Consider the following 12,920-nt stretch of genomic DNA (forward strand, 5'->3'; position numbering starts at 1 on the left):
ATCTTTATTATTAAAGCTTAAAAAAACGATCCCTTTTAACAATTGCGTTTATATATTTTTCTAGCAACTTCTTTATGTATAGTGTATGGCTGATAATTTACTTATCCAATGGTATTCCCTAACCGTCGTCTCATTACGTATTAAGGTATATTGATATGTTTTTAAAGAAAAAATCCAATATTATATTCAGAGAATATGATTCATTTGGTTATATAACAGATAACAGAAATTTTGGATATAAAAAAACGAATGCCAATGAGCGTTATATTGGAGATAAGATCCTGTCAAAAAGTGGAGCGATTTTTTTCTCTGTTTTAAATATAAAACCTCAACCATTTGACGAAATAGTTGAAAAAATAATAAATAAATTTACAGGTGCTGATGCTGATATAATAAAAAATGACTCTGAGGAATTTTATTCCATGCTGGAAATTGATGGATTTATTGTATCAGGAAAAACCCCACATGAATGTGAAGAAAAAGATAAAGGATTTTCTTATAAAGATGTAGAGCAAGAAAAAGTAGGAAAAATTCTTTCACCGACTATTGCTTATCCAGAGAAATCTACTCAGAATTTTTTAGAAGAACACTTCGGTGGTAAACCTCAGCTTACAAGCTTACATATAGAAATTACGAGCAAATGTAATGAAAGATGCATCCACTGTTATATTCCTCATGAATATAAAATAAACAATATCTCACCTGTACTATTCTATGACATATTAGAACAATGTAAAAAAATGAAGGTGTTACATTTGACATTAAGTGGTGGGGAGCCAATGTTGCACAAAAATTTTTGTGATTTTTTAAAAGCATGCCGAGAAGGTGAATTTTCAGTAAACATCCTTAGCAATTTGACTTTTCTTAATAGTGAAATACTTAAAGAAATGAAATCAAACCCACTCTTGGGCGTGCAAGTATCGTTGTATTCTATGAATCCTGACATCCATGATGAAATTACCAAAAGAAAAGGCAGCTTCGAAAAAACAAAAAGGGCAATTTTAAATCTAATTGAAAATGACATTCCCCTACAAATAAGCTGCCCTATAATGAAGCAGAATAAAAATTATTATAATGATGTTGTGGAGTGGGCTGATAAATATAATATTCATGCGGGGAGTGATTATGTCATTATAGCTAAATATAACAATTCAATAAACAATCTTAATTGTCGATTATCAATTAATGAAGTAAAAGAGGTGATTAGTTATAAACTTAAACACAATCCAGATTATATTAAAAAAACAGAAGCAGAAAATAATATTATGGAAAGCGATTCTGTCTGTAGTGTTTGTAATTCTTCTATTTGTATAGCGGATAATGGAAATGTATATCCTTGCGCTGGCTGGCAGAATTATATTGTAGGCAATGTGAAGGATGATACCCTTAGCGATATTTGGTATAAATCAGATAAAATTAGATATCTAAGGGGAATAAGAAAGCATGACTTCCCGAAATGTGTTCAATGTTCAGATAAAGATTATTGTACCATGTGTATGGTTAGAAATGCGAATGAAAATCCGCATGGAGATCCATTGTCAATTAATGAGTATTATTGTGATATTGCAAAAGCAAATAAAGAAATAGCCCTTAATAAAAAGTGAATACATTATGCACTAACGTTACTAAAATTATCATCGGTCTTTTGAATATGGTATGTGATGGGTATTGAATTAGCTTTCTCTGCATTAGCAAACTTTAAATCGGCAGCGCACTGGTATATATCAAGCTTACTTTGGTGTTCCACCGTTCTGACATTCTCAGCTTGTTGAGATCTATATTGGGCAAGGGGTTAACTGTCCGGGGCGAGGACTAGCAATCCGCAACGCAGTGCGCCAAACATACTTGGTCAATCCCAATAAAATCACCCATAAGGACCGCTGCCGCATCCTCAGCCACATGTTCCAGGGCATTGAAAGCTTGGCAACGTATGAGACGATCTTGTTGAATCGGGGTGTATGTGGCTCAAGTGAACATGATGGGATTGTCAGCAGTGAGCCAGTGGTGTGGGTACACCCTTATCTCAAATTAAAGCTGAAGCATCAGAGTATCCCTGAGGCATATTCGGGCAAACCCAAGAAGCGAGCCAAGCCAATTACTCGTTTTTGACGTTGAGTTGTACTGTACCTCTCTCTACGAGAGAATCTGCTTGGATTTAGCAGGAGATAGTGTGTCACGCTCTTCAAGCAGAGAAAATTGGTTCTGCTTGATGGTCTGTTTTTTATATAGAGTTGCTGGAAAAAATGGAATCATGTGGATACACTCGTTTTTTCACCATAATACAATGAAAACTGATGCATCCCTTGACCTCTGGAGTTGCAATGGAATTGAAATTACAGAAAGAATCGCCCTCTGATAACGATTTATTTGAAGGTCAACAACATCATAATGTTGCTCTGAAAATGTCAGAGGTTATTATTAATGAGGATATCAAGATCATCGGCCTTGAGGGGTGTCTTGGTTCCGGAAAGTCGACCATAATTCATTTTATTAAAAAAAACCTTAAGGAAAGTAATTTTCGATTTATTGAGTTTGATGCGGAGATTTATCACTTTGGCACGACAAAGAAAGCACTGATCGATTTGATTTATCGTGGCTTAAAAGAAACCCCTGGGGTCGATAAAAAAGAACTCCAAGATCATCGGGACAGTGCGTTGGGAAACACCCTACGCTATACTCGGCACCAAAAAAGCAAAATCAGTTTCTGGACCATCGCCTTTTTGCTTTCCAGTATATTGTCCATTCAATCATTACGATACTTCCTCAATGATATCAATAAATTGTTCACTGGTTCTACTATGAGCTTTTGGTTGTTTTTGATCGAGGTAGTTTGCCTGTTATCCCCCTTTATGGTGCTCGGTGCGTTCAAACTCTGTGGTAAACGCTCAGAAGATTTTACGGTCAGCGATATTCTGAAAAAAAATAGTGAAGATACTATCACTGAAAAAATGCTGATAAGTCGTGAGGTCGGCACTCTTGAACTCTACACTGCATTAAATGGTTTTATACAATGTCTGCCGACTGACGTACGCTTCATTCTGATAATTGATAACCTTGATCGTATTAATTCCGGCAAGGTTAAAGAATTATGGAGTGACATGGAGCTTATTTCTGCCACAGCTGGAGAAAAACTGAAGATCGTTCTGCCGTATTCAGCTGAACATGTATCGAAATCATTGTCAGAGGATAGTGGGGAAGGGCGGGAATTCATTTCCAAACGTATCCCGGTTAACTTTTTGGTACCACCAATCCTTTCAGCTGGCTGGCGACATGGTTTTGCAACGCTATGGTCCGAGACGCTTGCTGATCCAGTGCCAGAGGCTTGCTATGAGGTCGCCGAGCTTCTGGAGCGTTTTCTGCCACAAAATCACAAGCAGATCACCCCGCGTTTCATGAAAAAAATGATTAACGACATCAAGATCACTTCCCTCACATTGCCTGCACAAGCCAATCACCACGTACTGATCGCGTTCTATCTGCTATTAGTGCGGTATGCTGGTCATCCTTTCACAAACCTGATGCTCGATTACCAAGAAGGAACACTGAATGAGCTTAAGGGCCTGCATGGGTTGAGCGACACTTTCTGCGCAAAGATGCTTAAAACCCAGGCGCAGTTTGCTCGCCTTTACCACTACGATCATTCGCAATGGCGTGAATACCTCCTGTGCATCCACTATCAGACGCATGCCGCATTGGCTAAAAGTGAACTACTGGATGAGCCCTTGAGAGCAGCATTGAATAATACTGACTTGGCGGCATTCATGGCTCTATACGGTATTTTTGGCTTTGAGAATGCTTGGCGACGCCAGTTGCACGGAACTGATCCGGTTCAATGGTGCCTATTACTTGCAGATGTAGAACCTGAAATGCAAGCCAAAATAGCGCCAATTATGCAAGAAGTCATCATTTTGCTTGACCAAACTTACGCGCGACACGTGCGTGAACAATATCATCCCAAATTTGTGCAAGCTTTGTGTATTCTGCAGGAGAAGGGGTTAGTGAAGGGGCATGAAGACTTTATTGCCCGTCAGTCATCACAATTGATGGATGAGCTAAACCGTTACAATGAAGCTACCAATCTAGACGATGAGTCGTTTAATTTAGAGCTATTTGAAGAAGTGGATCGGTATGCGGTATTGACGGGGAAAAATTATCTTAAATATCTGTCTAAACCTCTATCTGGACCTCTCTATTACTGTTTCCTGTTCGGGTACGAAGAGGATTTTTCTGCACTGGAAATAATCGACTTATCTTTGAACTTCTCTCAGACTGCTCTGGCTATCCAAGCCTATCTGTCGGATGACAGTGAGGGAGACATTTTTGCACCGGGTATCATTCGACATGTGAAAATTAACAATAAGCCGCTGAACAGCCTAATAGCTTCGCCAGAGCCGATTCAAAGCGCTAAAAATATGGAGATGTTCATATCTGGCAACGAGATAAAAAGCCGTGCTGCTTTTCGTCAACTAGTCCTGAACAATACATGGCATACGACTTCTTATATCTCGTTATACGCACATCAAGTTTATCTGCTGGAACATTACCCTTCTGAAGTGGCAGCCCATGCACTGACACATATGATTGCCATCGGAAGTTTTACGAGTTATGACAGTTATATGCCTTTTACTAAGTCGTCAGACTTTATGCCAGTATTCGGCAATTATTTGCTTTATTTACAGTCATTCGAGCGCCTCATACCAGCCCTTGAGGTGCCAGAGCTTGCGGTATTAGTCATACCTGCATTAACCTCGCTTATGGAAAATTCGCGCGTGTACGCCCTGTCTCATTGGCAGTACGTCACACAGAGCTTCCCCCTGATAGTCAATGCAGTAGGAAGTCCACTGGCGTTATCCTTCTTGGCACCTTGGGAAAGTCATGTGGTTGCTTCCATTGTAAAAAATGGATTAACGGACCTAGCTCCTGCGTTCCTGCAAGCCATGTGGGCATGGGAGGGGCTACAGAACACTAAGGATGCACTTTATCAAGGGTTGTTTAAACTCATAGGTGAAAAAGATATCCTGCTTGACGCCATGGAAACCTTGCATCCAAATTACCAGGCAGTTTTGCAACACCTGCTTACTTATCAGATATCTTATCCCGGCACCGTCGATATTCTCGCTTTTCACGACTGGTACGTCGATACCGACTTAGCCACTTTGCTGAAACCGTCACATGTGCGTGCGCTGTTCAATCTGTTAACCGTGGAACAGCAAGATGAAACGATAAAGGCGCTAATTGATGTGCTCCTCACCCGTGATGTCGATGTGAAACGGCATATTGTCTTGTTGCAGGATTTTGGTGACCGACTGATATATGAAGAAAATGGCGTACGAGGTTCACGCCGTACCGTGGCTCGTCTTTTCTCATATGCTCCGCAATACCCAGCCGTCGCTAACTGGCTCGACAGTCAGACGTTCCATTTCAGCAAATGGTCGCCTGAAGATAGCCTCAGCGCTGTCACTGGTATTGTTGAGCACAGAGAACACTTTCCCAAGCTGTTAACTACACGCTATGTAAGCAAGCGCCTCAATGAAATCGATGAAGCGATCAGCGAGCATACAGACGAGCATGCCGAGTAGAAAGCAACTAAACGTTAGATAGAAACGGGCGGATTGTGTTCAGAGTGAATATTTGCAAGGATTGTCAATTGCTCCTGGTGAGATCAGGAGCAACTATTGACCAAGACATACATGTGATTGAGTTTAGCCGGTATCAGCAAAGGAAAAAGTGATTCAGGTACGCTAGTGCATGAGCTAGACACTCACGCCTTCAACGTATCAAGATAATCTGCCCATTTTTGCAACCAGATCTTACATTCTTTATCGTAGCTATAGAGATCGTAGGTACCTTCGATACCCTTGCGGGAGTGGCCTAAAACGGCCTCTGCAAACTCACTGGGGCATACAAGACGGGCCAAGCCAGTACGCACGGTTCGACGTAGGTCGTGTGGCGTCCAGCGAGGTATATCAAGCATTTTCCCCAACTTGCGTAATCGATCCGTCCCTTCGTTCAAAAAATGCTGCGTGATCGGCTTAGCACTACCACGGGAAGCAAACAAGTGATGAGTCAGTGAAGAAGAGAGGTGCGATTCAAGAAAGATAATTGCCTGACTCGATAACTGAACATGTCGTTCAATACCTGTTTTCGTTTCTCTCAGGTGGATGGTACCCTTTTGAAGATCAACATTGTCCCACGTCAGTAGTAAACATCCGGGCAACTCACCTTGCTGCAGCTAATAACCCCTTTCATTATTCTCGATATTGAATAACAAGCCTGAGAATAGACCATGCAATACAGTAAAGAGGAAAAACAGCAGCATCTTGATAACTGGAGAAACAGTGGACTCTCCCAATCCGCTTACTGCCGTGAAAATAGCGTGAAGTTAGCCACTTTTCATTATTGGAAAATGCAGGCTGATAAAGCGGTTAAAAGCCCGGTGACTCCTTTTATTCCCACAACCGTGAAAGCGTCATCGGGCATCATCTCGGTTAATACACCTGGCGGGTTATCTATTTCCTGCCAACTGCACCAGTTGCCCCAAGTTCTTCAGGCACTCCAGACATGTTGATCCCTGAACATGTCTGGATTGCTCGCCAGCCCGTAGATATGCGGTGTGGGGTGGATAAGTTAACCCAATATGTTGCCGAACATCTCGGTCAGACCTGGCAAAGTGAAGCCGCGTTTATTTTCTGTAATAAAGCACGCACTCGCATCAAGTTGTTGCGCTGGGATAAGCACGGGGTCTGGTTGGCGGTACGTCGATTACATCGCGGTCATTTTGTCTGGCCTCGAGAAGGTGACACCACCTGGACACTGACCACCGAGCAATTTTCGTGGTTGATAAAAGGCATTGACTGGCAACAGATCGAAGGCCAAATTTTGACGAAGTGGCAATAAAAATAACCACATAATCATTTGATTTAAATGATGATATTTAATCAATGTGGTAATATGATTGCCATGATGACATTGCCGTCCGACCTGACTAATGACCAATTACGCACGCTGGTGATAAAACTCCAGCGTGAGAATACTCGTCTGGCTGAGTTGCTGGCTCAGGCACGTCAAGCCCGGTTTGGACGCAAGGCAGAAAACTTCTCACCCGCTCAGCTCAGCCTGTTGGATGAGGACAGTGAAACTGATATTAGTGCGCTGGAAGCTGAACTGGAAAAAACCTTGCCCGCAGCACCACTGGCTACGGTAAATAAACCCAAGCGCCAGGCATTAGCCGCTCACTTGCCACGTGAAGAAATCAGGCTAGAGCCGGAGAGCGCAAACTGCCCACAGTGCGGTGATCCACTGCGTTTTCTCCGTGATGAAATCAACGAGACACTGGATTATATTCCGGCACAATTTATTGTCAGAAAAACGGTGCGTCCACAATACAGTTGCCCGTGCTGCCAGACGGTACACAGTGCCGAGTTACCGGCGCAGGTGATTGATAAAGGTCAGGCTGCCCCCGGTTTATTGGCACATATCACCATCAATAAATGTGTTGACCATCTTCCGCTGTATCGGCAAAGCCAAATCTTCGCTCGCGATGGAATAACACTACCAATCAGTACATTGTCTGACTGGATGGGTAAAGTGGGTGTTGCACTCAAACCCCTTGTCGAACGGTTGCATGCGTTACTCTGTGAGCAGAAGGTATTGCACGCTGATGAAACGCCACTCACCCTGCTGGCAGGTAAAAAAGGCACCACACAGCGTGGTTATCTCTGGGCGTATGCTTCTCCGGCAGCGGCAGAGCAGCGTATGGTGATGTTTGATTGCCAACCTGGACGCAATGGGGGCTATGCACAGACTTTTTTGACCGGTTTTACCGGTACGTTGGTTGTTGATGACTATGCTGGCTATAAATCACTCTTTGCTTCTGGCGCAATAAAAGAAGCCGGGTGCCTTGCCCACGTCAGACGTAAGTTCTTTGAGCAATACAAAGTTAACCATCACCCACTGGCCAAACGCGTACTGGACGGCATCCGCGAGTTGTACAAGTTAGAGCGGTTGATAAAAACGCGAACAACCCAAAATCGGCAACGATGGCGAAACCGTTATGCCAAACCGCATCTGGCTACGCTGCATGCCCTGTTATTAGCACAACAACATCAAGTTCCTGGTAACTCGGGGATCCACAAAGCTATCCTGCATGCCTTGAAACGCTGGCCAGCCTTGCTCTGTTATCTGGATGATGGCGCGCTCCCCATTGACAACAACCATATTGAAAACTGCATCCGTCCTGTGGCATTGGGTAGAAAAAATTGGCTCTTTGCAGGTTCACTGCTGGCCGGGCAGCGCATGGCCGGTATCATGAGTCTGCTACAAACCGCCAAACTCAATGGTATAGAACCCTTTACCTGGTTGAGCTTCGTTCTTACTCATATACCGACATGGAAAAATAGCCAACTGGACGAGCTGCTACCCTTCGCAAAAAACACCTTCGCCTAATTAGTACGAACAGAATAACCAATAAGGTTATTTACGCAAGGTGAGACCACCGGATGCTTACACTGGTCTTCGGCGATATGGATCTGTTTGAGATCCAACCCGGCTCTTCGCCGCGAGGATTGTTGGCAAAATACCTGTTTGCTTCAGACAACAACGCATTGCACTTTGAGTATCAGGAACGTAAAGATTTAAGCGGGGCACAGACACAAATCTCGACACTGCACGGTGTAGCACAGCATGATGCGTTTCTGAACCAGACCTTCGGCACTATTGGGAAGAACATTACCATCGTCTCTCCTTGGTTGACCTGGCAAAAGCTGGAACAAACAGGCTTTCTGACGTCGATGATCCAAGCGCGCTCGCGCGGCATTGATATCACCGTGGTTACGGACAAGAATTACAATACTGAACACGCCGATTACGAAAAGCGCAAAGAGAAGCAGCAGCGTCTTCACGCTGCGCTGGAAAAACTGAACGAGATAGGCATCGCGACGAAGCTGGTCAATCGTGTTCACAGTAAAATTATTATAGGGGACGAGGGGCTATTGTGTGTCGGGTCGTTTAACTGGTTCAGCGCCGCGCGAGAGGAGAAGTATCAACGGTACGATACGTCGATGGTGTACCGTGGCGAGAGCTTAAAAAGTGAAATCAAAACGATTTATACCAGCTTGGAACAGCGTCAGTTGTAAGATTGAAGCTAGTAATTTTGGACGGTATCGGTGTTCGGCGTACCAAAGTTAAAGCCAATGCGATGAATCACCATATTCATTGGAACCCGGTGCCAAGTAGTAGGGTTAGACTCTTGGTTACAAACGGGGAGATTACGCTTCTGCTTGGCTATGTTGTAACGCTTTGCAGATGAAAGGTTGATTTCAGGGGTAATCACTTACAGTAAACGGGGATTACTCTTTCACGTTTATGGCGTAAAATGACGGTATTTACGTTTTTATCTATCGGGGTTTCTTGCATCTATGACTACTCTCGTTTTCTCCTATTCCCATGCGGATGAAGCATTACGCAATGAGCTTGAAAAACATCTGTCGCCCTTGAAGCGGATGGGAAAGATCACCACGTGGCATGATCGCCGCATCGTTCCAGGGCAGGAGTTTGAACACCAGATTGACCAGTATTTTTCCGAGGCTGATATTATTCTGCTGCTGATCAGTAGCGATTTCATCGCGTCTGATTACTGCTATCAGGTTGAGATGGCTAACGCGCTAGAGCGTCATCAGCGGGGCGAGGCAGTAGTCATCCCGGTGATATTAAGAGATTGCGCCTGGCATCGGTTGCCATTTGGTAGCATTATGGCGGCGACAATCGACGGTAAGCCCATAACTAAATTTGCCAGCCACGATGAAGGTTATGTTCAGGTTGTTGATGCGGTATCTCGTGCCATTGCAGAAATGGAGACGAAAAAGCCTCAGCAGAGTGTAAATGTTCATTCTCCTGCTTCAATCCACCCAGGTCTTCAGGCGACAAATACTATATTTACGCCGCGATCTAGCAACCTTTCTCTTTCAAAGAGTTTTACCGATCTCGATAAAGATCGGGCCTGCCGTGAGGGTTTCGAATATGTTGCCCGTTTTTTCGAAAATTCATTGGCCGAACTCAAAAAGCGCCATGCGGGGTTAGAAGTTGATTTTTACCAACGTGACGCTGATTCCTTCAATTGTGCTGTTTATATAAATGGTAGCAAAGTTGGTCAGTGTGGTATTTGGCGCGGCAGTCGAAATATGGGATTGGGTGATATTTGCTACAGTCAGAATGGCGTGAGCCACAATAGTTGTAATGAAAGTCTGAGAGTTGCTGATAATGGGCAAATTCTTGGTTTCCGTCCAATGATGGGTTTTTTGGGTTCTAGGGGCTCGCAGGATTCACTGCTTACCAATGAAGGAATGGCTGAGCATCTCTGGGATATGTTTTTTAACTCAATTCAGCAGCGTTCCCGCTAAACACTCACTTACCAGACGTTGGTACAGGGTAGGGATTGCAGGAACTTTGAAGTCACGTATTCAGAATGTAGCGTTTGTGATGGGTGACTGTTGTCATAGCCACAAGCAAAAGCACTGCTAACAAAAATTTTTGTACTTTATGCTGCTGAAAATGCTCGTAGACCTGATTAAACAAATCTGCCACATCTATTGTGAACTGCACCACATCTCCACCAGCATCCTTGCCGTAGTGGCGCAGTTCACCCGGTAACGCGTTACGCTTTTTTGCGCATCTTATCGACCCATTCGTTCATCATTTCTGCTTCGTAGAGAGAGGTTTCCGTCCAATCACTCTGTGAGCGTAAATAATAGACATAGGGCTGTGTGTCGAATGCGTGTTGCCCTTCAGGCAACGCCAATGGGAAGAATTGATCCACATAGGTCATGCATATCAACCACCATTCCAACTGCTTAAGCATATCGTTATCGCCTTGTTGCACGAAAAGGCAGCCAGGATACTGATACTCGGTTTGCACACGGGTATTTGCATGGTAACAGCCATCACCTTTTGTCACCGTGTTTTGCCAGTATTCACCGATGTGTTTCGCCAGTATCGGCCCGGTGTCAGGATCTTCGGTAGGGAAGAAAAACGTGCCATGCAGGTAATAGCCTTTTTGATGGCCATATTCAAGATACCAATATGCCCCCACGCAATGCTCAAATTCCGGTATGCTGCGCAATTCGCTTAAAAGTTGTTGGCGATCCTGCAGCATCCGTTCCAGTGGAGTATCCGCGAACAATCACCGTTTATTACGCCTATCGATATTCTCCGGGCCAGACAGGCAACGGGGTTGATGAAACGCCGGGGTTACAAGGCCATCACCCATATCACCAATGGTAAAAATCAACGACAGGTGACACATCCGTGAAAATCGACCTGAATATTGAAGCCGACAGTATCCTCGTACTGGGATTGAACATGGGGAGGATAGCCGTTGATGTTGATAGTATCGAGCTGGCTGAATTGATGAAGGCGGTCAATAACCACGGTTATTCGCTGCAGAAAACCAGTGGATCCGAATACGCCAGTGTGACTTCGCCTTGCTCATTACCCCTTGCAGAAGGGCTACAAATCCTCATTGACTGGTTGCAGGACAATATTGATTGTCACTCAACGCTCATCTTCGATAACGATGAAAAGATGACCGACTCCAGCAAACTGTTGCCTTGTGTGGAACAGGCCTTGAACATGGTTCTCAACCTTCAGTCCATGGCAAATCAGTCAACGTAATAACCGCCATAACGTATTCCCCCTAAACAAGCATCAACGCTACCCACTGGGTGGCGTTTTGCTTAAATAAAGGAAACTAAATCATGTCAGCATTCACCCACACTGAACCAGAAGTGTTAACCGGCCATACCGAAGTTATCTGTTCCACCAGCATTGAACGTATCGTTACTGGTCGTAATGCCGCGCTGGAACAGATCAAAGCCCTTATTCACCAGCTTGAGAGTATCTAGGCCATCACCAGCAGTATTGGCGGTGGAGTGGCAAGAGATTGGGCCATGCGACAAGACTTCCGCTGCGGTTGCTGGCTTATGGAAAAAGCAGAAACGGCCATGAAAGTGATCACCCGCAATCTTGATCGCGTTATATGGCGGGATCTGATGAAGCGCTCCGGCATGCTGAGTTTGATGGACGCTCAAGCCCGTGACCAGTGGTACAGAAACCTAGAGGGGGATACTATTCCTGCCATCAGCGAAGCCAGCATACTCAGTACCTTTGAGCACCTGCATCAGAACAAAGATGAAGTATTCGAGCGAGGGGTGATCAACGTCTTCAAATCGCTCTCCTGGGATTACAAAAGCAACCATCCCTGCAAATTTGGCAAGAAAGTGATCGTCAACGGTTTGGTAAGTTACAACCAATGGGGGTTTACGCTGAACCACAGTTACCGGCGGGACCAATTAGCGGATCTTGAACGAATGTTGTTCCTGTTGGAGGGCAAAGCGATACCGGATAATCGGAGGGATGTCACCGCTCGGCTGTATGATCATATCAGTGCCCACCGACTGAGGGCGGAGGTTTATGAAGATGAGTATTTTACAATCAAATATTTCATGAAGGGGTCAGCGCATCTGACATTTAGAAAGCCTGAGTTGATGGACAAGATGAACGATATTATTGCCAAACATTACCCTGGCGTGCTGCCGGAACGGGTATAAGCCAACGGTACATGTGAGATTGCATTGGCTGTAACTTTATCTAAGGGTGCCCTCTGGTAGGGCACTATTAAATCTGGCTGCCGGTTAAGTTCCAAAAGCAAACGCTTATAAAGGGAAATACGCGATCATTGCAGGGATTATACCCGATTAACTTGAACATCACAGAACTCCAGCCTTCAGAAGCAAGAGGGACAGCTTTTATGCGATCACAAACGAGCTTATCCTTACTGGAATCATGTAGGCGTTCGAGTTCGATTTTCTGTTCTGCGGTGATAAATATCATCATGGCAAAAAGCCATGATCCTCGTAGCGAACAAA

Annotated in this window: 9 protein-coding genes and 4 pseudogenes; 10 read left to right on the plus strand and 3 right to left on the minus strand. The window is 44.4% G+C overall.

Features of this window, described 5'->3' with window-relative positions:
- Positions 1 to 155 precede the first annotated feature (155 nt).
- A complete protein-coding gene (locus IO95_RS22535) occupies positions 156 to 1,604 on the plus strand; it encodes a radical SAM protein (protein WP_037384771.1) in 1,449 nt (482 codons plus the stop codon).
- A 717-nt stretch (positions 1,605 to 2,321) separates the two neighbouring features.
- Positions 2,322 to 5,579 (plus strand): P-loop NTPase fold protein, encoded by a 3,258-nt coding sequence (locus tag IO95_RS22545; protein ID WP_023492439.1) that lies wholly within the window; start codon positions 2,322 to 2,324, stop codon positions 5,577 to 5,579.
- Between the two features lie 182 nt (positions 5,580 to 5,761).
- Here the strand turns inward: IO95_RS22545 and IO95_RS24560 are convergent, their stop codons facing one another.
- Positions 5,762 to 6,217 (minus strand): tyrosine-type recombinase/integrase, encoded by a 456-nt coding sequence (locus IO95_RS24560; RefSeq protein WP_072011655.1) that lies wholly within the window; start codon positions 6,215 to 6,217, stop codon positions 5,762 to 5,764.
- A gap of 69 nt (positions 6,218 to 6,286) precedes the next feature.
- Between IO95_RS24560 and IO95_RS22555 the strand changes: the two genes are divergently transcribed.
- From IO95_RS22555 to IO95_RS22575, 5 genes and pseudogenes are all read left to right on the plus strand, one after another.
- Positions 6,287 to 6,568: a hypothetical protein gene (locus tag IO95_RS22555; protein WP_023492905.1), complete on the plus strand. Its 282-nt coding sequence runs from the start codon at positions 6,287 to 6,289 to the stop codon at positions 6,566 to 6,568.
- Entirely contained in the window at positions 6,562 to 6,897 is a 336-nt protein-coding gene (gene tnpB / locus IO95_RS22560; RefSeq protein ID WP_037387292.1) for an IS66 family insertion sequence element accessory protein TnpB, read from the plus strand. The genes IO95_RS22555 and tnpB overlap by 7 nt, the downstream gene beginning before the upstream one ends.
- Before the next feature lie 54 nt (positions 6,898 to 6,951).
- A complete protein-coding gene (locus IO95_RS22565) occupies positions 6,952 to 8,445 on the plus strand; it encodes an IS66 family transposase (protein ID WP_051791328.1) in 1,494 nt (497 codons plus the stop codon).
- Between the two features lie 62 nt (positions 8,446 to 8,507).
- A pseudogene (locus IO95_RS22570) lies at positions 8,508 to 9,134 on the plus strand (phospholipase D-like domain-containing protein); the annotation flags it as partial.
- Positions 9,135 to 9,416: 282 nt separating this feature from the next.
- Positions 9,417 to 10,397, plus strand: coding sequence for a toll/interleukin-1 receptor domain-containing protein (locus tag IO95_RS22575; RefSeq protein ID WP_023492581.1), 981 nt, complete (start codon positions 9,417 to 9,419; stop codon positions 10,395 to 10,397).
- Positions 10,398 to 10,651: 254 nt separating this feature from the next.
- On the opposite strand, the gene IO95_RS22580 is transcribed toward IO95_RS22575, so the two are convergent.
- Positions 10,652 to 11,149, minus strand: coding sequence for a hypothetical protein (locus tag IO95_RS22580; RefSeq protein WP_037384781.1), 498 nt, complete (start codon positions 11,147 to 11,149; stop codon positions 10,652 to 10,654).
- A gap of 9 nt (positions 11,150 to 11,158) precedes the next feature.
- On the opposite strand from IO95_RS22580, the pseudogene IO95_RS24565 reads away from it, so the two are divergent.
- The 3 genes and pseudogenes from IO95_RS24565 to IO95_RS22590 form a co-directional block, all read left to right on the plus strand.
- A pseudogene (locus IO95_RS24565) lies at positions 11,159 to 11,305 on the plus strand (TA system toxin CbtA family protein); the annotation flags it as partial.
- Entirely contained in the window at positions 11,302 to 11,667 is a 366-nt protein-coding gene (locus tag IO95_RS26365) for a DUF5983 family protein (protein WP_037384783.1), read from the plus strand. The pseudogene IO95_RS24565 and the gene IO95_RS26365, both read left to right, overlap by 4 nt.
- Before the next feature lie 83 nt (positions 11,668 to 11,750).
- Positions 11,751 to 12,602, plus strand: a pseudogene (locus IO95_RS22590) (DUF4942 domain-containing protein).
- Positions 12,603 to 12,759: 157 nt separating this feature from the next.
- Here IO95_RS22590 and IO95_RS25460 read toward each other — a convergent pair.
- Positions 12,760 to 12,888: pseudogene (locus IO95_RS25460) on the minus strand (IS630 family transposase); the annotation flags it as partial.
- Between the last annotated feature and the right edge of the window lie 32 nt (positions 12,889 to 12,920).

Source organism: Serratia sp. DD3, assembly GCF_000496755.2.